The sequence below is a fragment of the Solwaraspora sp. WMMA2080 genome (assembly GCF_027497395.1).
Taxonomy (GTDB): Bacteria; Actinomycetota; Actinomycetes; order Mycobacteriales; family Micromonosporaceae; genus Micromonospora_E.
In genome coordinates this window covers 3,928,630-3,953,103 of the sequence record NZ_CP114910.1, presented here as the reverse complement: position 1 = coordinate 3,953,103, position 24,474 = coordinate 3,928,630, and the positions used below count along the sequence as shown (strand labels likewise).

Genomic DNA, 24,474 nt, shown 5'->3' with positions numbered 1-24,474 from the left:
TTTGGCCACTCATGAGCACCGTGAAGGACCGCCTGACCGCTGACATGCGGGCCGCGTTGAAGGCCCGGGACGAGCTGACCACCTCCACCCTGCGGATGGCGCTGGCCGCGATCGGCAACGCCGAGGTCGCCGGCAAGGCCAAGCGGGAGCTCTCCGACGAGGAGGCGTTGGCCGTGCTGACCAAGGAGGCGAAGAAGCGCCGGGAGGCGGCTGCGGCGTTCGCCGACGCCGGCCGGGTCGATCAGGCCGCCAAGGAGCGGGCCGAGGGCGAGGTGCTGGACCGCTACCTGCCGCGTCAGCTCGACGACGAGGCGTTGGCCGGCATCGTCGCCACCGCACTGGCCGAGGGTGGGTTCACCGGCAAGGCGCAGATGGGCCCGGCCATGAAGGCGGCCCAGGCCGCGGTGGCCGGCCAGGCCGAGGGAGGCCGGGTGGCAGCCGCGGTACGCCGCCAGCTCGGCCTTTGACCGGAAGCTGCGATAGGTGCCGAACTTGAAAGCCTATCGGGACTGCGAGTAGCTCCCGCAGTCCCGATACAGTGAATGCCACTCAATACGTAAGCTCCATCGGAGCAGTTGCTTGCCTGGCCTTCAACGGCTCTTCTGAGTTGAGTGGGGTTCGCGGTTGACGGTGACCCTGGCGTAGAGGGCTCGCAGCCCTTCGGTGATCATCTGAGTGTCTAGATCGGATGTTCACAAGCGGAGAGCTGCGAGCATGGTCAACAATATGACCCGGCTGCTGGGCCTGGATGGTGGACCGGGTCAGGTTGGACCCCGACGGTGTCCCGGTGGTCGCTCTGTCTACCGCCGATGAGCAGGTACGATGCCGCTCGGACTGCGGTGCGCGGGCCCGGCGGGTCAAGGACTGGGTGACGACCCGGCCCCGGGATCTGCCCGTGGCGAGCCGGGCGACGCGGTTACGGTGGCGCAAACGCCGCTGGCATTGCGACCAGGGTGGATGTCGACGCCGGACGTTCACCGAGCAGGTGGGCGGGTGACGAACTTCCGGTGTGTCGCTGCCCGGCAAACAGCGAGGTCTCCGGTGGATGGCTTATCGACCAAGACGAACCATCGACACGGAGACCTCGTGACCAGCGTAGCGGTGACGAGGCGGCACGACCTGACGGACGCTCAGTGGGCAGTCCTGGAGCCTCTCCTGCCCACCGCACGCCGGCCGGGCCGACCGCCCGCATCAACGAAACGGCAGCTCATCGACGCGATCCGGTGGCGGACCCGGGCCGGCGCCCCGTGGCGGGACATCCCCGACCACTACGGCTCCTGGGCGGCGGCGTACGCCCTGTTCCGCCGGTGGCAGCGCGACGGGACCTGGGCCAGGATCCTGACCGCGTTGCAGGCCCTGGCCGACGCGGCGGGACGGATCGTCTGGGACGTGTCCGTGGACTCCACGATCAGCCGCGCGCACCAGCACGCCGCCGGAGCGCGTAAAAGGGGGATCTGCAGGCCGAACCGCCCGGCGGTACCGGGTCGGAACCCGACGACCACGCGTTGGGGCGTTCCCGTGGCGGACGGACCACGAAACTGCACCTGGGCTGTGAACAGGGACAGAAACCGCTGTCAATCGTGCTGACCGGTGGGCAGCGTGGCGACAGCCCGCAGTTCACGACGGTCCTCGACCGAATCCGGGTGCCCCGGTTGATCCCGCACTCGACCCCGAGATCTACCAGCAGCGCCACGCGGTCGAGTGCGGGATCAACCGGCTCAAGCGCAACCGAGGCCGGCATCCCGGTGGTCAACCTGGACCGTGCCGTCGCGACCCGCTACGACAAACTCGCCGTCCGGTACGAGGCGACCGTGCAGGTCGCGGCGATCAACGAGTGGCTGTGACCGACTTTGATACACGCCCTAGGGCTGTATGGTCACCACTCTCTGGGCCACGTCCAGGTGGATCCCTAGTGAATGCTGACTGTTGGTGAACACTCAGGATCCGAGCGGTAGGGGCTGTTGTTCGGGGCCGGATCTCGTGAGTCCAGGCCTCAGTCCATCCATTGCGGTGGCTGGGGCTGGTGCCGGGACCTGCGCTTTCCTGGTTGATCACAGATGCGTAGGATCACCTCCACATCGCCGCCGGCGGCAGTCCGCTGCCCGTCCGGGTCACACCCCCGTCTCCTGTTCAGGTTCGCCACATCGGCGATGAAGAGTTGGGTGCTGCAGTTGATGCAAACCCTAGTTTGGCTGCGAGCCAGACGTCGACCACTATGGACCTATTGCGTTGCGCTCGCGCTGGTGGTCGTGCTGGTGGTGACCGGCCACGCACGACCCGTCGCGGCGCAGAGCGCGTCAGGCTGCGAATTCGGTGAATCGGCTCTCGAAGCTGGAGCGACCGGACCGGGTGAGGTCACGCTACGTATTGGTTGCGCCCGGGACATCGGGAGTTTCGGCGTGTTCGCAGAGCGCGACGACGACATCGTCGCGATCCTGGAGTTCACCCCCGCCCGCGACGAGGCTGAGCTCCGCGAGATCCTGCAACGTCAGGTTGACGACGCCAACCAGGCGCGCGACGCGGGAGCCAGCCTGAGCTCGTACCTCCTCGCAAAGGCGGACGAGTTCGGGATCGGGTACTACGCGGAGCAGGACGAGGATATCGACTTCGACGGCGAGATTCACCGGATGGCCAACCACCTGGTGATAGTGATCCCGCAGGCGGAGGTCGAGGCCGCGTGGAGTTGGATCGGCGTCCTGAAGAAGATCGCGCTGGCGTTGATCTTCTTCGGTGTCTGGGCGCTCGTCGAAGGCACCTGCGTTGCCTTCTTCGCGCCAGAGGCGCCGGTGGCCGCGGTGCTGTGCGGAGCCTTCGCGGGATTCATCGCAGGCGGTGTACGGGAGTTGCTGTCGGCTGTCTTCGCCGGCAAGGAGATCAATAGCGACGTGTGGTCGGACGTACTCGGGACCGCGCTCGGCGGTGCGTTCGTCGGCGCGACCCTGCACGGTGCCATTCAGCTGGTCGAGTCGACTGTCCGGCCCATGTACGCCGCGCTGGGGAAGTTCCTGAGGGAGACCAGCCTCAAGGTGTGGAACTCGCTCAAGAGCCTCGTCAGCCACGCAGCCGACATGTTCACGGCCGAGGCCGCGGACGTCCTGCGCAAGGCAGTGGAGCTCGCAGCCCGGCACGGGATCGGAACGTTCGCGACCGGCAAGTGCCCCGGCTACGACCCCAGCTCCGGCAACGGCACTGGGCTCGGGTGGCAGGAACTCGGCCGGATGCAGGACGGCCTCAAGCGGCGCCTCGATCTGCTCGATAACGACAACAGCTCGGGCGAAACGGTATCGAGGACCAAACTGCAGTACGCGGACGTCGACGGCGACGGCCTGTCGGACCGGATCCTGGTCGCGGCGGCCGGACGCGCCGAACTGTCGCAGAACGTCGGGTGTGGCGAGGACGGCCAGCGGCTCTGGGCGCAGCGTAGTGACGCCGGACCGATCGAGGACATACTGGAGCAGTTCAACGCCGACCAGGTCCACTTCGGCGACCTCGACGGCGATGACCGAGCCGACCTTATCGCGGTCCTCGAGGCCAGCCAGTCACCGACCGGTGTCCCGATGATCCAAGCCTGGCGCAGTGAGTCGTCGATCAGCGACATCCGGTGGGCGGCGGGCAGCCAGGTCGCGGACAACCTCGGGTTCGCCGCTGCCGAGCGGCGCTTCTTCCTCGACATCGACGGTGACGGTGACAGCGACTACCTGACGGTCACTGCGGACAACACCGTGAGCGCCTGGGAGAACACCGCGTGGGGCCTGCCCGGGCCGGCTGATTGGAGCCGGATTGACGGCTTCGGGCATCCGGGCCAGGGACAGGGCGGCGGGAAGGTCTACTTCGCCGACGTCACCGGGGACGGCCGCGCGGATCTGCTCCTGGTCGACTACGTCACTGGCGGGGTCCAGGCATGGGAGAACGTCGGCAGCCCGTGGACCAGCTCGACCGGCTGGCGGTCACTGGGCACCATCCGGATGGGTGCGCCGCTGGCTGGTGGCTCCGGTGCGATCTTCAGCGACCTCGATGGCGACCAGGTCGCGGACCTGCTGCTGCTCGACAGCGTCGAGGGCGGCGTCGACGGTTGGCGGCTGCCGCGCTACGGGTCAGGCGAACAGGGGCCGGGCCAGCCAGGCGTACCGACCTCCCCGGAGCAGCTTCCGCCGGGGACGCTGCCGGCGTACAGCGGTGGTGATCCGCGTCCGCAGGTGACTGGCCGGCTGATTCAGAACAGCAACTTCACCGGCAGCTTCAAACCGTGGTGGGTGAACGCGGGGATGACGCCGAAGGTGGACGGTGGGGTCTTCTGCGTGACCGCCCCGGCATCGGAGAAGCCATGGGATGTGCTTGTCGGGCACAACAGCATCTACCTGCCACGAGGGAACTCCTACACGTTCCGGTTCCGGGTGCGGACCAGCGAGACGGTGCCGTTGGTGGTGCAGATCGCTCCGTTCGACAACCCGAACCACACGACGTACCTGGTCAAGTATCCGACCGTCACCGGCGGGGCGTGGCGGACCTACGAGTACACCTTCAACACCAGCTTCAGCCAGGAGTACGTGCTGTCGCAGGTACAGTTCCGCCTCGGCGGGTCGGACCAGGCGTACGAGTTCTGCATGGACGACGTGACGCTCAACGGTGCCAGCTACGTGTACCAGGCGCAGCGGGGTCCGGCGGTGAAGGTCAACCAGCACGGCTACCTGCCGCAGGGGCCGAAACGGGCGACGCTGGTGACGGACGCGGCGAACCCGCAGTCCTGGACGCTGCGGCGGGTCGGCGGCGGCGACGTGGCGACCGGGCAAACCGTCCCGGCCGGCTTCGACGGCTCGGCCGGCGCTTCGGTCCACCTGGTCGACTTCAGCTCGGTTACGGCGACCGGCCGGTTCGAGCTGGTGGTCGGTGGCCAGGCCAGCTACCCGTTCGACATCCGGACGGACCTGTACGCGTCACTGCGAACGGACTCGATGCGGTTCTTCTACCCGAACCGGAGCGGCATCGCGATCGACGGCGGCATTGCCGGGGCGGAGTACGCCCGCCCGGCCGGGCATGTGGCGTCCTCGCCGGGCGGGGGCGACACTGCGGTGCCGTGCCAGTTCCCGCAGTCGTTCATGGACAACTGGACATGTGACTACACGCTGGACGTCACCGGCGGTTGGTACGACGCGGGTGACCATGGCAAGTACGTGGTCAACGGCGGCATCGCCACCTACCAGCTGCTCTCGGCGTGGGAACGGGCCGTGGCGGTGGGTCGGTCCGGGCCGCTGGGCGACTCCACCCTGGCGATCCCGGAGCGCGGCAACGGCGTGCCCGACATCCTCGACGAGGCCCGCTGGAACCTCGAATTCATGCTGAAGATGCAGGTACCGGACGGGCTGCCACTGGCCGGGATGGTGCACCACAAGGTCCACGACGAGTCGTGGACCGGGCCGCCGATGCTGCCGCACCAGGACACGAAGCAGCGCGAGCTGCACCGGCCGTCGACGGCGGCGACGTTGAACCTGGCCGCGGTCGCCGCCCAGGGGGCGCGGCTCTACGCCCCGTACGACGCGGCCTTCGCCTCCCGGCTGCGGTCGGCGGCGCAGCGGGCCTACGCCGCGGCGCTGGCCAACCCGACGCTCTACGCGCCCAGGGCGGACCGCTCCGGCGGTGGCCCGTACGCCGACAGCGACGTCACCGACGAGTTCTACTGGGCGGCGACGCAGCTGTACCTGACCACCGGCAGCGGGACGTACCTCGACGCGGTGCGGGCCAACCCGTACCACACTGCGGGGGCGGCGTTCAACCAGAACGGCTTCTACTGGGGGCAGGTCGCCGCTCTCGCCCAGCTGGACCTGGCCCGCTTCGGCAGCGGACTGTCCGAGCAGGCGCAGATCCGCCATTGGGTGACGACCGCGGCGAACCGGCTGATCTCGTTCCAGCAGGCCGAACGGTTCGGGCAGACGTACACCCCGGCCAGCGGTCTGTACGACTGGGGATCGAACGCGTCGATCCTGAACAATCAGGTGGTGATCGCCACGGCGTACGACCTGACCGGCAACACGATGTACGTCGACGCGGTGTTCGAGGCGTTCGACTACCTGTTGGGCCGCAACGCCCTCGGTCAGTCCTACGTCACCGGGTACGGCACCAACGACGCGAAGAACCAGCACAGCCGCTGGTACGCGAGGTCGTTCGACTCGACGCTGCCGAATCCGCCGGTCGGCTCGGTGTCCGGCGGGCCGAACTCCAGCCTGCAGGACCCGCTGTCGGCGTCCTGGCTGCACGGCTGCGCCCCCCAGTTGTGCTACGTGGACAACCTGGAGGCCTGGTCGACAAACGAGATCACCATCAACTGGAACTCGGCGCTGGCGTGGGTCAGCGCCTTCGCCGCCGACGAGGCACCGCGCCGGTGAGCCACCGTCACCCATCGGTGATTCGTCGCTGATCTGTCGCTGAAAGCCGGCCGGCCCGCCCGGGAGAGATCCGGGCGGGCCGGCCGTTCAGCCGGGTCCGACGGCCCCTGCTGAGGACCGCGCCCGGCCGGTTGAGCTCGTCCTTGTACAGCCTGGACCTTGACCGTCTTGCCGTCGCGGTCAGGCTCCTCAGCGTTGATTCCCCGGCCGTGAAGCAGCATCCACGAACGCCACTGCGGGGAGGGCCAGACCTCCTGGACTCGGAGCCGGACCGGGCGCTTGCCGTCCACGTGGTCGCACTGCCGCAGCGCCACCAGATCACCGGGGCACACCAGAGCTTCGTCGTCAGGCATCGTCCGACGCTCCGTACGACTCGGCGGACTCGTCCTGGTCGTCGTGCGCGGGTATCCGGCGGTCATCAGCCCGGAGAGATGGAGTACGGCGCGGATCCGCCGGGCACTACTGGGGTCCCACCGGTCCAGGATGGCGATCGCCCGCAGGAACGGCCGGCAGGGGCCGGGTACGCCGCCGCACCGGTGGCACTCGCCGGTGGTCGGGTTCGGGATGTGGGTACGGGCGGTCGAGTTCGCGTCGTGGACCGCCCGGGACAGCTCGGGGGACCGTTCGCCCGGGTGGACCGGTGGCTTCCGTCCACCCGGATGTGCTCGGACTGTGGCCGGATCAACGAGCGGATGGCGTTGGACGTGCGGTCGTGGGTCTGTCCGTGTGGCGGTCACCACGACCGGGACGTCAACGCGGCGATCAACATCAAGGCCGCCGGGCAGGCGGACTTCAACGACCGTGGAGCGCGGGTAGGACCGGGACCCGTCCCGGCACCGCGCGGTGAAACGGTAGCCCACCAGAACACCGCGCGTATCACGCGCGGCGTGGCTGGAATCGCCGCCGTTTAGGGCGGCGAGGATGTCAACCGTCTCACCCGACGCCGCCGAAGGCTTCTACCGCCTCGTTGACGCCGCCTACGAACGCCGCAGCCTCGCCGTCAGCTCGAACCTGCATTACGCCCACGTCGTCGTCATACAGGGCGACAGCTTCCGGCTCAACCAGGCCACCACCGGACAGCGGGTGAAATTACTGAACTGACCAGAAACACCACCCACGGCGGGGAACTAACTGGCCGCCGTTGGGGAGAACCGACGGCCGCCAGCGGGACATCCGCAGGCCGCGTTCGACAACCTGTTCACCGCCGTCCGCCCGGCACCCGGCTGACCACAGCGACACCGACGCGCGACCAGGCGGCCCGACCACACCACGAACCCCCGCCCCAACCCGGAACGACAACACCCGGAGCAAGCCGACCACGTGATCGGCGATTCGCCGCCCCCGAAATCTCCCAGTACCGAAACTATTCAACCGAGCTCAAGACGAGGGAGGAAGGCGAGCGGTACGGGTTCTCGCTGTGCCGCATCGACAGCGCCGGCACGCGCGACCAGACGTACGACCTGCTCGAAGTCATCCGGGTCGCCGTCGACCCACGTCAGCCGGAGAAGCTGGAGGAGAACCTGCGCGGCTGGGCGATCGCGACCCTGGCCGGCGGCCACGGGTTCGGCTGCTACCATGCCGCCTTCAGCACTCTCGACGAGGACGACCAGCCCGAGAGCGACCTCGGCAACCTCGACATCAACTGGTCCGGCTCGGAAGTTCTCGTACCGGGCGAGCAGGGGTTGAAGCGGACGGGCGGGCACCGATGTGGATCGGTGCCCGCCCGCCACTAGATTTCGCCAGTCAGTCGTCCGGGTTGCCCGGGTTACCGGGACGTCCCGGCCCGTTGCCCGGCCCACCGGGACCGTCACCGTCGCCCGGGCTCGGCTGGGCACCCTGGCCGTTGCTGACCCGGATGATCACCACTCCGCCCTTGATGGTGCGGCCGCTCGGGCTGGTGCCGGCGGCGGTGCCGGCCGGGCAGGTGGAGTCGACCGCACCGGACCGGTCCACCTCGACCTCGAATCCGGCACCGGCCAGCCGGGACCGGGCGTTGTCGATCGACTGACACTGCACCCCCGGGATGGAGCGCTGCTCACCGCGGACCAGTTTGCCGCTCGGTGCCTTGAACTGCTGCTTCTCCTTGCCCTTCATCGCGTCCCGCAGCGTCTCGTAGACCGCCGGGTTGACGATCGTGTGCTTCATCTCGGCGTTGGTGTCGGCCCAGTCCGGGTCGGCCAGCACCCCGGCGACGGCGAGCTGCTTGGTGGTCACCACCATGGTGGCGGTCTTCTCGGCGTCGGTGGTGCCGGTCTTGCCGGCGACCGGGTGCCCGACGATGCTGCGCACGCCGTTGGCGGTGCGGCCCCGGCACTGCGACGTCGACGAGTTGTCGCCGACCGGGCAGCGCGCCGCGTCGATCGCGGCCCGGGCCACCTCGGTGGAGACCACCTGCTTGCACTGCGGCTGGGCGATGTCCAGGCTGTTGCCGTCCTGGTCGCGGATCTCCTTGACCGGGATCGGCTTGCAGTACTTGCCGTCGGCGGCGAGGGTGGCGTACGCGTTCGCCATCTCCAGCGGCGTGGTGCTGGAGACGCCGAGGGTGAAGGCGCCCCACTGGTTGGCACCCTCCGGGTCGGCGGCGAACCGGGCGTCGTTGGAGGCCCGGAAGGTGATGCCGAGGCGCTGCGCCACGTCGACGGCGGAGGCCGCGCCGACCCGCTCCTGCAGCGGCACGAAGTACGTGTTGACCGAGGCGCCGAAGGCGCTCCACATGTTGTGTACGCCGTTCATGCTGGAGTTGGCGTTCTTGGGGCAGTACTTGTTGGTGCCCGCGCAGGCGGCCGGGCTGCCCCGTTCGACAATGTACTTCGACTCGTACGGGCTCTTGGCGTTGATTGTGTACTCCAGTGGGTAGCCCTTCTCCAGGGCCGCCACCAGCGGGAAGATCTTGAACGTCGAGCCGAACTGGTAACCGGTGATGTCACCGCCACCGGTCAGCAGCGGGTTCGTGGTGTTCGGGTAGGTGCCCCGGATGCCCTTGTCGGCTTTCTTCGGGTCGCTGGAGAGCTTGTTCTTCGGGTTGTCCGGGTCGTCGAGCTTGTAGTTGCGGTTGACCGCCATACCGCGTACGTACCCGGTGCCCGGCTCGACCGCCGCCACCATCAGCGCGTGCTTGCTGCCGGTCTTCAGCGCGTCCTCGACGGCGTTCTTCGCCGCGTCCTGCGTCTGCAGGTCGAGGCTGGTGACGATGTGGTAGCCGCCGCTCTTGAGCCGCCGCTCCCGGTCGTAGCTGGTGGCACCGAACGTCTCCTGCTCCATCCACCAGCGGTAGAAGAAGTCGCAGAAGAAGCCCCAGTGGTTCTTGTTGGCGGCGACGCAGCCGTTCGGCGCGCGCTTGCCGTTGACGACCAGCTCGACGGCCTTGGCCTCGTCGGCTTCCTCCTGGGTGATCGCCCCGGTCTTGACCATGTTGTCGATGACGTAGTTGCGCCGGTCGACGGCCTGTGGGTAGCCACCCGGCGTGGTCGGGTCGAACGCCGTCGGGGCCTTGACCAGGCCGGCGAGCATGGCGGCCTCGTCGATGGTGAGGTCCGCCGGCTGCTTGCTGAAGTAGACCTGGCTGGCGGCGAAGACGCCGTACGCGCCGTTGCCGAACGGGGCGATGTTGAGGTAGCGCTCCAGCACCTCGTCCTTGGTCATCTCCTTGGTGAGCTGCATCGCGTACTTCATCTCGCGCAGCTTCCGGGCGTTGGTGTCCTCGGTGGCGGCGATCACGTCCTCGGGGTGGGTCGCCGAGTAGGCGATGGCCAGCCGGACGTACTGCATGGTCAGCGTCGAGGCGCCCTGGGTGGTCTCGCCGGCGCCCTGGTTGGCGACGAAGGCCCGGGCGACACCCTTGACGTCGACCCCGTTGTGCTCGTAGAAGTTGTGGTCCTCGGCCGCGATGATCGCCGCCCGCATGATCGGTGCGACGTCCTTGATCGGGACGTCGCGGCGGTTCTCGTCGTACATCGCGGCGAGCGTGGTCTTGCCGTCGGCGGCGTACAGGTAGCTGATCTGCGGCGCTCGCTTGACGGTCAGCTCGCTGGGCAGCTTGTCGAAGGTCTCCGCGCCTGCCTTGGCTGCCAGGCCAGACATCGCCACTGCGGGGAACGCGGCAGCGGCGACCACCACGCCGGCCAGCAGCCCACAGATCAGCAGCGATGCGGCGTTGGTCAGTGGGTTGTGGTCTCGCTTCCGCATCAAGGTCACCCAGTCAGGGTACGTGAGGGACTGAAGAGGTCGCCGTGTGGCGCACCTGTGCATTTCCTGCCGGCTCCGGCCTCGTTGTGCTAAACGCAGAGACCCGTCCGGCGGTTGTGGTCTCCGCCGCCTACTTTCCCCCCGGGAAGGTGTGGGTGGCGGGGTTTCCCCGTTTCCGCCTCGGGTACCCCTGCTCGGCAGAGCGCCCGGGAAGGGTGTTGTGTCCGGATAAGCGGATTTCGCCAATAACGTTGCGTAATCACCCAACTACAGAACATGATGGTCCGGCGAGGATCGCACGGCGGCGTGCTGCGGGGGAAAGCAGCGTCAGCCGCCCGGCTTGCCGACTGACTCCACCGGTTGCAAGCGGAAATTGCTAGGGGGGACGTGGAACGATGGGCATGATCGCTGATTGGCCCAGCCTGGCGGCGTGCCAGAGCGGAGACCCGGACGCGTTGTTCGTGCAGGGCGCTGAGCAGAACGTGGCCAAGCGCATCTGCCGGGGTTGCCCGGTCCGGTACGAGTGCCTGGCCGACGCACTCGACAACCGGATCGAATTCGGGGTCTGGGGCGGCATGACCGAGCGGGAACGGCGGGCTCTGCTGCGCCGGCACCCGCAGGTGGCGAGCTGGCGCAGAATGTTCGAAGCAGCCATGCGGGACCGCGAAAAGGTGCTCGTCGCCACCAAGTGATCCGCTGAACCGGGAGCTGTGCAGGACCAGAGGGAGCTGCGCGGGGCCAGGCTCAGCCGGCGACCGCGTGGCCGATCGTCCGTAGCCCGTCGATGTCATGCACGTCGGCGGGCTGCGCGCGGACGGTCGCCACCGGCACCTGCGGGAACGCGTCAGTGAACATCGCCGCGACTCGGCGCTCCCGCGCCGACTGCTGTGCCACCGCGGCGTGCACCCGCAGCACCCCGGCCGTCGCCGGATGCCCGCCGTCGCGGTCCAGCTCCTGCGCGGCGGACAGGCTCCGCTCGGCGGACAACCCGGGTACGGCCGGCTCGTGCACCCGGTTGAGCACCAGCCCGGCCAGCGGCATCCGCTCCGCGCCGAGCCGACCGGCGAAGTACGCCGCCTCCCGTACCGCATCCGGCTCCGGCGCCGCGACCAGCAGGAACGCCGTCTCGTCGGCCTGCAGGACCCGGTACGTCTGCTCGGCCCGCTGCCGGAAACCGCCGAACATCGAGTCCAGCGCCGCCACGAAACCGGACAGGTCACTGAGCAACTGGGCGCCGAGGATCTTCTGCACCGCCCGGGAGAACACCCCGAACGACGCGGTCACCAGGCTGAACATACTTCGACCGCCGGCCCGGGCCGGTGCCAGCAGCAGTCGGAGCATCCGGCCGTCCAGAAAGCGCGCCAACCGGGCCGGTGCGTCCAGGAAATCCAGCGCGGACCGCGACGGCGGCGTGTCGACCACGATCAGATCCCACTCGCCACCGGCGTGCAGCTGGCCCAGCTTCTCCATCGCCATGTACTCCTGCGTACCGGCGAAGGTCGAGCTCATGGCCTGGTAGAAGGGGTTCGCGAAGATCTCGGCGGCCTTGTCGGTGTCGGTGTGCGCGAGCACCACCTCGTCGAAGGTGCGCTTCATGTCCAGCATCATGGCGTGCAACTCGCCGCCGCTGGCCTCCACCTCGATGCCCTTGACCTGCCGTGGGGTGTTGTCCAGCTCGGTCAGGCCCAGTGACTGCGCCAGCCGGCGGGCCGGGTCGATGGTGAGTACCACGGTGCGCCGGCCGTGCCGCTCAGCGGCGCGCAGCGCCAGGGCCGCCGCGGTCGTCGTCTTGCCCACCCCGCCGGCACCGCAGCAGACCACGATCCGCACGCCCGGATCGGCCAGGATCCGGTCGACGTCCAGCGGTGGCGCTGCGTGATCAGGAGGCACCAGTCGAGCGTATCGGGGTCGGCCCAGGATCCGCCGATCAAGTCGCTGTGAGGTCGCTTCCAGCAGCTGGCCCGGTGCCGGTCAGCAACGCTGCGGCCAGCGTGTCCAGGCCCTCGCGGGTGACCCCGTCCGGCAGCAGCGGCAGCCGGACGATCGGCCGGCCCAACTCGACCAGGTCGGTCAGCAGCGAGTCCTCCAGCGCGCGGCGGGTGAGGTGCTCCTGTGCCTCGGCCCGCAGGCCGGTCACCGTCTCCCGGTCGGTCGGCAGCCCGGCTGCGGCCAGCCCGCGCCGTAGCTGCGTCTGGCCGACCGGTCCGTCAGCGAGCAGCGGCGGCCGGGCCGAGTTGACGATCACATTGCCCACCGGGATGCCCAGCGCGGTCAGGTCGGCGACCGCGTCGAGGGTCTCCTGCACCGGCATCTCCTCCAACAGGGTCACCACGTGCACCGCGGTGATCGGCGAACGCAGCAGTACCGCGACGCCCTCGCTCTGCGTCTTGATCGGGCCGACCTTGGCCAGCCGGGCAGCCTCGGCGGTCACGTTCAGGAACCGGCCGATCCGCCCGGTGGGCGGTGCGTCGAGCACCACCGCGTCGTAGACCCGTCGCCGGTCCACCATCCGAGTGGTGGCCTCCTTCACCTTGCCGGTGAGCAGGACGTCGCGCAGCCCGGGGGCGATGGTGGTGGCGAAGTCGATGGCGCCCAGGCGCCGCAGCGCCCGCCCGGCCGCGCCCAGCTTGTAGAACATGTCGAGGTACTCCAGCAGCGCCTCCTCCGGGTCCACCGCCAGGGCGCGGACCTCGCCGCCGGCGGCCGAGGTGGTGATCCGGCGCTCCTGGTACGGCAGCGGCCCGAGGTCGAACAGCTGTGCGATGCCCTGGCGGCCCTCCACCTCGGCGAGCAGGGTGCGCCGGCCCGAGCCGGCCAGCGCGAGCGCCAGCGCGGCGGCGACACTGGTCTTGCCGGTCCCGCCCTTGCCGGTCACCACGTGCAACCGGGACGGCCAGCCGGGTACGGCGGCGACAGGTGACTGCTCGGTGACCCCCACGTCCAACCAGACTAGTGCGCGACGCCGCTCAGTTGACGTCGCAGACGAACCAGCCGGACTTCTGCACCACCATGAAGCTGAGATCCTGCTCCGCGCTGCGCTCGTCCTCGGTGACCATGCGCACGGTGACCGAGACGACGGCCCGATCTTCGTCCTGCTCGTCGACGGTCGGCACGTTCCACTCGAACTGCGGGTTGCGGTACGTCGACGAGTAGCCCTCGATCTCCTCCACCTTCTCGATCAGCGCGGACTCGTCCCGGGCCTCCCGGCAGACCAGGTCGGCCGCGGCCGTGACGTTCCGGTCGGTGTACACCGCCTGGAGGAACTCGTCCACGGCGGCGACCGGTTCGGCCGCGCCGCTACCCGTCTCCAGGTTGTTGATCACCAGGAACGCCGCGATGCCGCCACCACCGCAGAGCAGCAGCACCACACCGAGCACCACCGAGGTGATCAGCAGGCCACGTCGGCGGCCGGCGGCAGCTGCGGCCGGTGCGCCGGGAGTCGGCGGTACGGGCTGGCCGGGGGGTAACGGCTGTCCCGGTGACACCGGCTGGCCGGGCGGCGGTGGTACAGGCTGCCCGGGCGGCGGTGCGGACTGTCCCGGCGGAGGCGGGAACGGCGGGCCACCCGGTGCCGCCGCGAACGGTGCGCCGGCCGGCGGCGGGGCGTACGGCGACCGGTCCGGCGGCGGAACGAACGGCGGTGCGGTAGGACGCTGCCAAGGCGGCGGCGGGATCGACTGTCCCGGCCCTGCCGACTGCCCAGGCCCTGTCGGCTGTGCCTCGGTCGGCTGTGCGTCCGGCGCCGGTGGCTGTGCGTCCGGTGGCTGTGCCTCGCCACTGGGCGGTTGCGTCATCCTCATCCCCAGGTTTCAGGTCTCGTCGTCGGCGGACGGTAGCCGCCACCAGACGGTCAGGGTATCTGGCCGACGCACCCGGCTCACCCTCCCGGCCGTTGGCCTTAGGCTGTGGCGGTTGCCGAATCAGAGCTAGGAGCCGTAACGCGATGCAGAAGTGGGAGTACGTCACCGTGCCACTGCTGGTGCATGCCACCAAGCAGATCCTCGACAACTGGGGTGAGGACGGCTGGGAACTGGTCACCGTGATCCCCGGTCCCAACCCGGACCAGCTGGTGGCGTACCTGAAGCGGCCCAAGTCGTGACCGCCGGACCACACGCCCGCCTCGCTGAACTGGGGCTGAGCCTGCCGACTGTGGTCCCGCCGGTGGCCGCCTACGTTCCGGCGGTCCGCTCCGGTCAGCACGTCTACGTCTCCGGCCAACTGCCGATGGCCGACGGAGCGCTGCTCGCCGTTGGCAAGGTGGGTGCCGAGGTGACCCCCGAACAGGGCAGGGAGCTGGCCGGCCGGTGTGCGCTGAACGCGCTCGCCGCGATCGACGCCCTGGTCGGCCTCGACGCCGTGACCCGGATCGTCAAGGTCACCGGATTCGTCGCCTCGACCGCCGGCTTCACCGGCCAGCCCGCCGTGATCAACGGGGCCTCGGAGCTGTTCGGCGAGGTCTTCGGTGACGCCGGCCGGCACGCCCGCAGCGCCGTCGGGGTGGCCGAACTTCCGCTCGGTGCGCCGGTCGAGGTGGAGGTCGTCGTCGAGGTCGCCTGATCCGGTGCGCACCGGCCTGGCGCAGGTCGGCACCCGAGCGGGCTGAAGAAGTCTCGGCGAAGTCACCGTACGGCCGTACCATCGCAGCCATGACCGCGCACGTCACCACCCCCGCCGCGGCCCTGGCCAGCGATCTGCCGGGCTGGGCGACCCTGGTGCGGGCACCCAACCCCGGGCCGATGACGCTGGACGGCACCAACACCTGGGTGCTGCGCCGGCCGGGCGAGCGGTACGGCGTCCTCGTCGACCCGGGTCCGGCCGACGCCGGGCATCTCGACCGGCTGGCGCAGCACGGCCCGTACTCGATGATCCTGGTGACCCACGGGCACCCGGACCATGTCGAGGCGGTGCCGGCGGCCGCCGAGCGGTTCCAGGCCCCGGTCCGGGGCCTGACCGCCGACCACCAGGTGCAGCAACCGGACCGGCTCGGCGACGGGACCGTGCTGGACGCCGCCGGCCTGACCGTCACCGTGCTGGCCACCCCCGGCCACACCGCCGACTCGGCCTGCTTCCTGGTCGCCGGGCCGGACGGGCGGCAGGCCGTGCTCACCGGCGACACCATCCTCGGCCGGGGCACCACCGTGGTGGCCTGGCCCGACGGCGACCTCGGCGACTACCTGACCAGCCTGCGGCGACTCGCGGCGTACGACGAGGTGACGGCGCTGCCGGGGCACGGCCCGGCGCTGGCCGACTGCGCCGCCGCCGCCCGGTTCTACCTGGCCCACCGGCAGGCCCGGCTGGACCAGGTCCGCCAGGTGGTGGCCCGGGGCGTGACCGCACCGGCGGCCGTCGTCGCCGAGGTGTACGCCACCGTCGACCGGGCGTTGTGGCCGGCCGCCGAGTGGTCGGTCCGGGCGCAGCTCGCCTACCTGCGCGGGCCGACCGACAGCGCGGCAGGTGACCGGGAATCGACACCGGGGCGGACCGGGTTGGAACGGCAGTGACCTGCCCGGTGTGCGGAACCGTCGCGGTACCCGGCGCGCGGTTCTGCCACAACTGCGGCGGCGCGCTGCCGGCGGCCGCCTTCCTGCCGGCCGCCGAACGCCGGGTGGTCACCGTGCTCTTCGGTGATTTGTCCGACTTCACCTCCTGGTCGGAGGATCTCGACCCGGAACGGGTCGGTGCCGTCACCGACCGGGTGCTCGCCGCCCTGGCCGGGGCGGTCAAGACGTTCGGCGGGCACGTCGACAAGCTGACCGGCGACGGGATCATGGCGGTCTTCGGCGCCCCGGTCGCCCACGAGGACGACGCCGAACGTGCCGTACGGGCCGCGCTCAGCATGCAGCGGGCGGTGCGTCGGGTGCTCGACGACGAGCGTGGCGGCGGTGCTCCGCTCGGCCTGCGGGTCGGCCTGAACACCGGTGACGTGGTCGCCGGCATTCAGGCTGCCATCGAGTACACGGTGATCGGCGACACGGTCAACACCGCCGCGCGGCTCGCCGACGCGGCGGCGGTCGGCGCGGTGTACGCCGGCGCCGGCACCGTCACCGGCACCCGGCACGTCGCCGCCTGGCGGGAGCTGCGCCCGCTGCGGCTGAAGGGCAAACGCGCCCCGGTCGAGGCGTACGAGCTGCTCGGTCTGCACGACGCGCCCGGCACCCGGTCGGGCATCGGCGACCAGGCCCCGTTCGTCGGGCGGGAGGCCGAGATCGGTCGGCTGGCGGGCCGGCTCACCGAGGTGATCGACCACGGCGATCCGCGGGTGCTGGTGCTCACCGCGGAGGCCGGCATCGGCAAGTCCCGGTTCGCCGTCGAGGTCGAGCGGTACGCCGCCGGCTACGACGTCGGCACCGGGCGGTACGCGGCGCCCACCGGCGCGCGGGTGCTGTCGGTACGCTGCGCCGCCTTCGGCGAGCGGCGTCGGCTGGCCCCGCTGGCCGACCTGGTGCGGATCGCGGCCGGGCTGCCCCGGGACAGCTCCACCGCGGTCACCCGCCCGGTGGTCGAGGAGCGGCTGCGTCGCCTCGGGCAGCGGCTGGCCCGGGTCCGTCCGGAGCCGCCGCCGCTCTCCGTCGACCTGCTACTGACCCTGCTCGGGTACGCGGAGCCGCCCGCTGCCGCGCACCCGTCGTCCGGTCCGGCGGACCTGACCACGGACGCTCCGGTGCTCGACGCGGAGGCGATCCCGAGCGCGGTGGCCGACCTGCTCAGCGCCCTGGCCCGGGAGGCGCCGCTGCTGATCGTGGTCGACGACCTGCACGACGCCCTCCCGGACACCGTCGAGGTGCTCGGCGAGACGCTGTCCCGGCTCACCGGTCCGGTACTGGTGCTGCTGCTCGGCCGACCCGAGCTGGTGCGTACCGCCGGGGTGCTGACCGGGGTGGCCGACGCCGAGGTGCACCCGTTGCCGCCGCTGCGCGGCGCCGACGCGGCCCGGCTGCTCACCTCGTACCTCGGCGGTGGGCGGCTGCCGCAACCCGACGTGGACCGGCTGCTGGCCACCGCTCAGGGCAACCCGTTCTACCTGGCCGAGCTGGTCACCCTGCTGATCGAGCGGGGCGCGCTGACCCGGACCGGTCCGTCGGCCGACGCCGACGCCGACGCCGCCGGCGACGGCGCGGACTGGCGGCTGGCACCCGGCTCGTTGAGCAGCCGGCTGCTCTCCCGGGACCTGGCCGCGGTGCTGGCCGCCCGGATCGACGCGTTGCCGGCCGACGCCCGGTCGGTGCTGCGTGACGCCGCCGTGGTCGGCGACGTGGTACCGGACGGCACCCTGGAGTCGTTGCGGGACCGGCGGGACGGCCGGCCGGCGGCGGTGGTGGCGGTCGAGCTCGACCGGGCCGTCGAGGAGTTGCTGCAGCGCCGCATGCTGCACCGGACCCGGGTCGGTTTCGCCTTTCCGACCCCGCTGATGCGGGAGGCGGCCTATGCCGGGATCGGCAAGGCCGACCTGGCGGAACGGCACGCGTGCCTGGCCCGGTGGGCGGCCGGGGCCGACGCGCCGGCGGCGGTCGGCACCGGCCCGGCGAGCGGTGGGCCGGGCGGGATGAGCCCGGCGCTGCGGGACGTGTTCGTCGCCGAGCACGTCGAACGGGCCGTCGGCCTGGCCGAGGCGGTCGGGCTGCGCCCGGACTCGGCGGCCCGCGCCGTCGGGCCGCTGGGGGTCGCGGCGCTGGGCCGGGCGGCCCGCCGGTCGATCGCGGTCGGTGAACCGGAGCTGGCCGTGGAGTACGCCGAGCGGGCGTCCGTGCTCGGCGGGGACGCGGTGCCGAAGGCCGACCGGCTGGTCTACGCCCGGGCGCTGCTGCAGACCGGCCGCCCGGCCGAGGCGCTGGCCACCGCTGAGAAGGTGCTCGCCAACGCCGGTGAGGACGCGGCTGCCCGGGCCGGTGCTCTGCTGGTGTCCGGTCGGGCCCACCGGGCGGTGGGCGACGCCGCCCGTGCGGTGGCGGTGTGGCGTGAGGCGTTGCAGGTGGCCACCGACGTCGGGCTGCCCGCCGAGCGGGCGGAGGCGATGCGCCGACTCGGGATGGCCGACTTCCTGGCCGGCCGGCTCAGCCGGGCGAGCAGCCGATTCGCTGCGGCGTACCAGGTGAACCTGGCAGCTGGCGACCGGCGTGGGCAGGCCTGGTCGTTGCAGAGCCTGGCGTGGGTGACCACGATGCGCGGCGACTTCGCCGGCGCCGACGCGGTGCTGAACCGGGCGGCGCGGCTGTTCGTCGAGCTGGACGACCCGGTGGGGCGGGCCTGGCTGCGGGGCACCACCGCGTTCGCCCGGCTGCTCTCCGGCCGGTTGGCCGACGCCCGCCGGTTGGCCCGGGTTTTCCTGCCGTTCGGCGAGCGGGTGGGGGAGGCGTGGGCGGTCGGCACGCTCCGGGCGGTGGAGGCGTTCGCCGCGGCCGAGTTGGGTGAGTTGGCCGAGGCGGACCAGTCGGCGCGGCGCGCGTACCGGGATTTCGACAGCGCGGCCGACGACTGGGGTCGGGGCTTCGCGTTGCTGGCGCGGGGGGTGGTGGCGCGCGGGCTCGGCCAGTGGGAACACGCCGCCGATCTGCTCTCCGACGCGCTCGCCCAGGGCGAGCGAATCGATCACCCGTTGCTGATCGGGATGGCCGGGACGCTGCGCGGCTTCGTCGCCCTGCAATGCGGTGACGTGGCCGGTGCCGAGCGGTTGGCGCAGTCGGTGCTGACGTCGGTCGAACCGCACAACCCGTTGGCCGCCGTCCAGGTGGCGCCACGGGTGCTGCTCGCGTCGGCGCGGCTCGCAGCGGGTGACCCGCCGACCGCGGTCGGGTTGCTGGCACCGGTCGCGACCGCGATGGACAGCCCGGCGGTGTTGTTCTCCCGGCGTCAGACGTTGGCCCGGTACGCGGCGGCGCTGCTCGCCGACGGGCAGCCGGAGCCGGCGCTGCACTGGGCCCGGCGGGCGTTGGACTCGCCGGCGGAGGACGTCCGCAGTCAGGTCGTCGGGTTCGGTGTGTTGGCCTCCGCGCTCGCCGCCAACGGCGAGCAGGTCGCGGCACGGCAGGCAGCTGACCGGGCGGTCAGTCTCGCGTACGGCACCGAGCAGGTCAGCGAGCGGGCGCCCGCCGAGGCGATCAGGTCCGCTGTGGATGACGGTGGCCTGGTCGGTGGGGTGGATCATGGCGGACCCGGGGATGCCGGCCGGGCGGCGCGCTCGCTAGCCTGACTCCCACTGTGCTCCATCCTGGGCGCACTGTGGCCGGAGGAACCCGATGAAGCTGCCCCGTTCGGTATCCGGATGGACTGTCGCCGTGTTCGGGGCGATGGCCCTGCTGCTGGGCGCGGTCGGCCTGGCTCAGCCCGATGTCCTGCTCGTACTGCTCGGCTTCGACACGCTGCCCACCGGGGAGCGGGCGGCCGGCGACTACACCCATACCTTCATGACGGCGTCGTCGATGGCCTCGTTCAACATGGGCGTCTACTACCTGTTGGCGTCGGTCACCGACTGGCGACCGTTCTTTCTGTTCTCGGTGATCTTCCGGCTGGTCACCACGGTGGTCTTCACCGTGGTCGTAGTCGCCGAGGTGGCTCCGGTGCGGTTCGTCGGGGTGGCCGCCTGGGAAGGGCTGGGCGCGGTGGTGACCGGGGTGGCGTTGCTGACCGAACGTCGCCGCCGGGTCGGCGTACCGTCGCCCGGCACCGGCCGGTCGGCTGGCGACGGCTGACCCGGGGGCCCGGGGTCGCCCCGGCTGTCCGGGGTCTTGGGTACCGTTTACCGTGTGAACGACAGACTGCCGAGCGCGCTGCCGTTCCCCACAGTGCCTGGACTGTCAGATTTGTCAGTCTTCGCCAGAGGCGGCTACGCCACCGTCTATCGCGCGGTCCAGGAGTCGGTCGGCCGGGAGGTCGCCGTCAAGGTGGAGAACCGGGCTCTGGACAACGAGCGGGACCAGCGCCGGTTCATGCGGGAGGCGCGTGCCGCCGGGCGGATGTCGTCCCATCCGCACGTGGTGGACCTCTTCGACGTCGGCGTCACCGGGGATCTCCATCCGTACCTGATCATGGAGATGTGCGACGGCTCGTACGCCGACCGGATGCGCACCTCCCCGCTGGACGCCTTCGAGGCCCGTGACGTCGGGGTCAAGATCGCGGACGCGCTCGCCGACGCCCACCATCTCGGCGTCCTGCACCGCGACGTCAAACCGGCCAACATCCTCTACTCCCGGTTCAACGAGCCGGCCCTGGCCGACTTCGGCCTGGCCGTGCTGGTCGAGCACCGCGACGCCTCGGTCACCCTGGAGGTGCTGACCCCGGCGTACGCGCCACCCGAGTCGTTCCAGCACCGTCCGCCGTCGGCCGCCGCCGACGTCTACGCGCTCTGCGCCACCCTGTACGCCATCATGCGCGGCAAGCCGCCACGCTGGGACGACGAGCGCAACCCGAGCCTGGTGGCTCTCCTGGAGATGTTCGACCGGCCGCTGCCGGACCTGCCCGGGGTCAACCCGGCGCTGACCGATGTACTACGCCAGGGAATGGCGAACGATCCCGCTGCCCGGCCTCCGGCGGTCGTGCTGCGGGACATGCTGGCGGCGGTACCGCTCGGTCAGCACTGGAGCCCGGCTGCCCCGCACCGGCCGCCGTTTTCAATCGCCCCGGTCTCCGGTGGGCCACCGTCCGGGTCGAGCAGCTGGGCCGACCCGACGACCCCGGTGCCGTCCCGGCCGGAACGCAACCCGTCCTGGAGCGTTCCGGTGCCACCTCCGCCGGAGCCGAGCCAGGTGCCCGGGCAACGACCCGGCCCGCCCGGCCCGCCGCCGTCGGCTGCCGGCCCGTCGTCCGGCCCGTCGTCCGGCCCGTCGTCCGGCCCGTCGTCCGGCCGAACGGGTACCTCGCCCGACAACGCTGTCCGTTCCTGGCTGCGGACCCTCGCCGGCGGGCTCGGCCTGCTGGTGCTGCTCGCGATGACCAGCCTGGGCACCTGGATCGTCGCCAAGGGCTCCGGTCCCACCACGTTTCCCCCGATCACCGGAGCCGACCAGCGGACGACCGGTGCGGTGGCCAGTGAGAGCCCTGCCAGCGACCCCACCAGCGGCGGTCCGGCGGGCGCGGTGCTGCCGAACTGCCACCTGACGCTGCGACCGGAGCTGCGCTGTCCGGACGATCTTGAATGCTTCAACGGCCGGGTATCGAACTCTCCGCGTACCCTGACCGCGACCGCCTGCACCGGCCGGCACACCTGGGAGATGTTCGCGGTCGGTGAGCTGCCGACCCGGTTGCGGGCTGCCGACCATGCCACGATCCGGTCCGACCCGGCCATCGCCGAGGCCTGCGGGGCGGAGAGCTTCCGGCTGTTCACCCTGCGGATGGACGCCCACGACTGGCAGTACGCGGTGCTGCTGCCGGATCCGGCGGACCTCGCCGCCGGCGACCACCGGTACCAGTGCCTGGCGGGCAAGGGGCCCGGCCAACTGTTCGGCCCGACCCTGGCCGCCCGGTAACCGACATCCGGCGCAAGTCCGGGCTGTCCGACTTTCCACCCGGGGCGTCCGTTTCGTTGATTCGCGGGCGGTATCTCGTATTTTCCGGACGGTCCGACCCTGCCGCAGTGGTTCGTGCTCTGCGGCTGGACGCTGGCCGGCTGCCTGCTGGCACTGCTGACCCGCAACCGTCCGTCGGCCCGTACCCGGTCGACGACCCCGCCGAGTACGGAGATCGCCTGATCCGGCCCGTTACGAAGATCCGCTGAAGCCCTCAGTACGAAGATCACCGGATCCGGCGCGGCGCAACTCGGCGGTGCCGGGTATTGCCGGGAACCACTACATTGAGCGGAGCCGGCAATGTGGACGGCTGCCCGACACGCAATCGATCCTGACTGTCGCAGTCGTGAGGTTGCCATGACTGATAGATCCACCAAGTCACGCACGTACGTCGACCACCGTACCCGGCAGACTATGACCACGCTGGCGGTTGCCGCGACCTTGGTGCTGGTCGCCCTCGTCGCCTGTGAGGACAACCAGCCGCCGGACCGGCCGACCGTGCGGGATCTCCGGGAGGCCTCGACCATCAGCGACCAGACCGAGCTGCGCATCGGCGTCAATATCGACATTCCGCTGATGTCGTATCGGCGCAACAACTCCTACCACGGTTTCGACATCGAGATAGCCCGCTACATCGCCGACTCACTCGGCTTCGGCGACCAGAGCATCACGTGGGTGCCGCTGGACACCGAGGACCGGATCGAGAAGCTGCGCAGCGGCGAGGTCGACATCGTGGTGGCCAGCTTCTCCATCACCGAGGAACGGGAGAAGCGGGTCGGGTTCGCCGGCCCGTACCTGATCACCACACCCGAGGTGCTGGTCGCCACCGAGTTCGTCGACGAGATCACCACGATCACCGATCTGAACGACGAGGAGTACACCGTCTGCGTCGCCGGTGGCTCCACCACCGAGGCAATGCTCAGGGAACGGGGGATCCCGCACCAGCAGGCCGACAATCCGGCCGCCTGCCGGGACGGCGTCCTGGCCGGCGACTTCCATGCGATGGTCTCCGACGAGACGATCCTCGCCGGACTCCGTTCGGAGAACCCCGACGAACTCGCCATCGTCGACATGCCGTTCGGCGTCGAGGAGGAGTTGGGCATCGGGGTGCCGGTCGAGGACGAGAACCTTCGCGACCTGGTCAGCTACTTCCTGGACAAGAGCTATCAACGGGACCAACGGGACGAAGCGAACGCCTGGGAGACGGCGTACAACAACCATCTGGGGCGGTGGCTCGGCGAGGCCAGCCAGCCCCGACCGGACGGCGCGCCCGACCTCGTCGACCACGACGACAAGAACCGGCGGTGACCGCCGCCGAGCGCCCGGTCGACGAGGCGGACCGGCGGAACCGGGCGGCGCAGCAGTTCTGGAGCGTGGTGGTCGGCGCTCCGGCGATCATCTCGGTGCTCCGGCTGGTCGTCGAGGCCGGCGGCGAGCTCCAGACCACCCTGCTGCTGGCCGCCAACGTCAACCCGGTGAACCTGGTCGCCGCCTTCGTCAGCACGGCGAGCCGGGTGGTCTCCGGTGCGATGATGGCCCTGTTCGCGATCAGCGCGGTGCTGACCGTCAGCGTCAACAACGACCAGCGGCGGTGGGCGCGACGACGACCGCCGTTGCTGGTCCGCTGGATGCGGGTGGTGCCCGTCTGGTTCCTGATCGTCACCCTGCTGGTCGCCGTCGTGACCTGGAAGATCCTCTATCTGCCGCTGCTGCTGCCGGCGATCGCGGCCACCGCCCAGCTGCGCACCCGTACGGCGGACGAACGCGGCACGGCCGGGGACCCGCCGGACGGTGGCCGGACGAACCGGCTGACCCTGTTCGTCCTGCTGCTGATCGGCTACTACGGCCTGCTGGCGCCGACCCTGGCCGAGGCGGCGGTCACCGGTGAGTGGTTCGTGGCGCTGATCCTGGGCGCTCCACCGCTACTGGCTCTCGTCGTGACCGGCCCGGTGCTGCCCGGCACGGTGCACCTGCTGGTCGCGACCGGCCAGCTCACCGTCATGATCGCGCTGGCTTGGACGTCGTACTCGGTGGCCACCGCACCGGTGCTGCCCAGTACGGTGACCACCGTCGCGGTGTCGGGCGGGGAGACCGAGCACATCCGGGGCAGCGTGATCGCGGTCGACGACGCGAGCGTGGCCATCCTGCAGGAACAGGGCGGTGTCCGGTACGTGCCGACCGACGACGTGGAGGCGCAGGTGCTGTGCCCGAGCGAGGCGGACCTGCCGCGCTACCGCCTCTGGGTGCACGGGTTCCACGTCGAGGACTCGCTGCTGCAGGCGTTGGGGCGGGAGGTCCGACCGGTCACCCCGGTGGACGCGGTCTGCCGGGCGACCGCCTCGGTGAGGTGAGCCAACCGTTGCCCCGTCCGGGGCGGATCTGCCGCAGGTCCCCGGGCAGATCCGCCGCCG

17 protein-coding genes and 2 pseudogenes are annotated in these 24,474 nt (G+C 70.8%); 14 read left to right on the top strand and 5 right to left on the bottom strand.

The annotated features are described in order from the left end of the window. The first annotated feature begins 11 nt into the window (after positions 1 to 11). From O7543_RS17990 to O7543_RS17965, 5 genes and pseudogenes are all read left to right on the top strand, one after another. Positions 12 to 467, top strand: a complete 456-nt coding sequence (locus O7543_RS17990) for a GatB/YqeY domain-containing protein (RefSeq protein ID WP_281552768.1) — start codon at positions 12 to 14, stop codon at positions 465 to 467. Positions 468 to 748: 281 nt separating this feature from the next. After that, positions 749 to 997 (top strand): transposase family protein, encoded by a 249-nt coding sequence (locus tag O7543_RS17985; protein WP_281552769.1) that lies wholly within the window; start codon positions 749 to 751, stop codon positions 995 to 997. Positions 998 to 1,086: 89 nt separating this feature from the next. Further along, positions 1,087 to 1,844 (top strand): annotated as a pseudogene (locus O7543_RS17980) (IS5 family transposase). Positions 1,845 to 2,399: 555 nt separating this feature from the next. Next, positions 2,400 to 6,380, top strand: a complete 3,981-nt coding sequence (locus O7543_RS17975; RefSeq protein ID WP_281552770.1) for a glycoside hydrolase family 9 protein — start codon at positions 2,400 to 2,402, stop codon at positions 6,378 to 6,380. Between the two features lie 921 nt (positions 6,381 to 7,301). After that, a complete protein-coding gene (locus O7543_RS17965) occupies positions 7,302 to 7,481 on the top strand; it encodes a hypothetical protein (RefSeq protein WP_281552772.1) in 180 nt (59 codons plus the stop codon). Positions 7,482 to 7,747: 266 nt separating this feature from the next. On the opposite strand, the gene O7543_RS17960 is transcribed toward O7543_RS17965, so the two are convergent. Then, the gene (locus tag O7543_RS17960; RefSeq protein ID WP_281552773.1) at positions 7,748 to 8,083 is read right to left on the bottom strand and encodes a hypothetical protein; all 336 of its coding nucleotides are present in this window, start codon (positions 8,081 to 8,083) and stop codon (positions 7,748 to 7,750) included. A gap of 40 nt (positions 8,084 to 8,123) precedes the next feature. Further along, positions 8,124 to 10,565: a transglycosylase domain-containing protein gene (locus tag O7543_RS17955; RefSeq protein ID WP_281552774.1), complete on the bottom strand. Its 2,442-nt coding sequence runs from the start codon at positions 10,563 to 10,565 to the stop codon at positions 8,124 to 8,126. A gap of 395 nt (positions 10,566 to 10,960) precedes the next feature. Between O7543_RS17955 and O7543_RS17950 the strand changes: the two genes are divergently transcribed. Beyond that, positions 10,961 to 11,257: a WhiB family transcriptional regulator gene (locus O7543_RS17950; protein WP_281552775.1), complete on the top strand. Its 297-nt coding sequence runs from the start codon at positions 10,961 to 10,963 to the stop codon at positions 11,255 to 11,257. Positions 11,258 to 11,309: 52 nt separating this feature from the next. Here O7543_RS17950 and O7543_RS17945 read toward each other — a convergent pair whose 3' ends face one another. Genes O7543_RS17945 through O7543_RS17935 form a run of 3 tightly spaced genes read right to left on the bottom strand, consistent with a single transcriptional unit; the run spans position 11,310 to position 14,050 of the window. Continuing rightward, complete coding sequence (locus O7543_RS17945; protein WP_281555797.1) at positions 11,310 to 12,458, bottom strand: ArsA-related P-loop ATPase; 1,149 nt, start codon at positions 12,456 to 12,458, stop codon at positions 11,310 to 11,312. Between the two features lie 34 nt (positions 12,459 to 12,492). Continuing rightward, positions 12,493 to 13,503, bottom strand: a complete 1,011-nt coding sequence (locus tag O7543_RS17940; RefSeq protein WP_281552776.1) for an ArsA-related P-loop ATPase — start codon at positions 13,501 to 13,503, stop codon at positions 12,493 to 12,495. Positions 13,504 to 13,531: 28 nt separating this feature from the next. After that, positions 13,532 to 14,050 carry a hypothetical protein gene (locus O7543_RS17935; RefSeq protein WP_281552777.1) on the bottom strand — a complete coding sequence of 173 codons (519 nt, stop codon included), beginning with the start codon at positions 14,048 to 14,050 and terminating at the stop codon, positions 13,532 to 13,534. Between the two features lie 458 nt (positions 14,051 to 14,508). On the opposite strand from O7543_RS17935, the gene O7543_RS17930 reads away from it, so the two are divergent. From O7543_RS17930 to O7543_RS17895, 8 genes and pseudogenes are all read left to right on the top strand, one after another. Beyond that, positions 14,509 to 14,664 (top strand): DUF4177 domain-containing protein, encoded by a 156-nt coding sequence (locus tag O7543_RS17930; RefSeq protein ID WP_123603862.1) that lies wholly within the window; start codon positions 14,509 to 14,511, stop codon positions 14,662 to 14,664. After that, positions 14,661 to 15,122 carry a RidA family protein gene (locus O7543_RS17925; RefSeq protein WP_281552778.1) on the top strand — a complete coding sequence of 154 codons (462 nt, stop codon included), beginning with the start codon at positions 14,661 to 14,663 and terminating at the stop codon, positions 15,120 to 15,122. Before O7543_RS17930 ends, O7543_RS17925 begins: the two co-directional genes overlap by 4 nt. A gap of 89 nt (positions 15,123 to 15,211) precedes the next feature. After that, positions 15,212 to 16,066 carry an MBL fold metallo-hydrolase gene (locus O7543_RS17920; protein ID WP_281552779.1) on the top strand — a complete coding sequence of 285 codons (855 nt, stop codon included), beginning with the start codon at positions 15,212 to 15,214 and terminating at the stop codon, positions 16,064 to 16,066. Beyond that, positions 16,063 to 19,662: pseudogene (locus tag O7543_RS17915) on the top strand (adenylate/guanylate cyclase domain-containing protein); the annotation flags it as partial. The gene O7543_RS17920 and the pseudogene O7543_RS17915, both read left to right, overlap by 4 nt. Before the next feature lie 136 nt (positions 19,663 to 19,798). Beyond that, the gene (locus tag O7543_RS17910) at positions 19,799 to 20,251 is read left to right on the top strand and encodes a hypothetical protein (protein ID WP_281552780.1); all 453 of its coding nucleotides are present in this window, start codon (positions 19,799 to 19,801) and stop codon (positions 20,249 to 20,251) included. Positions 20,252 to 20,305: 54 nt separating this feature from the next. Next, on the top strand, positions 20,306 to 22,024 hold the full coding sequence (locus O7543_RS17905; protein ID WP_281552781.1) for a serine/threonine-protein kinase: 1,719 nt from the start codon (positions 20,306 to 20,308) through the stop codon (positions 22,022 to 22,024). A gap of 396 nt (positions 22,025 to 22,420) precedes the next feature. Continuing rightward, the gene (locus O7543_RS17900; protein ID WP_281552782.1) at positions 22,421 to 23,371 is read left to right on the top strand and encodes a transporter substrate-binding domain-containing protein; all 951 of its coding nucleotides are present in this window, start codon (positions 22,421 to 22,423) and stop codon (positions 23,369 to 23,371) included. Continuing rightward, the gene (locus tag O7543_RS17895; RefSeq protein ID WP_281552783.1) at positions 23,368 to 24,414 is read left to right on the top strand and encodes a hypothetical protein; all 1,047 of its coding nucleotides are present in this window, start codon (positions 23,368 to 23,370) and stop codon (positions 24,412 to 24,414) included. The genes O7543_RS17900 and O7543_RS17895 overlap by 4 nt, the downstream gene beginning before the upstream one ends. The last annotated feature ends 60 nt before the right edge of the window (positions 24,415 to 24,474 follow it).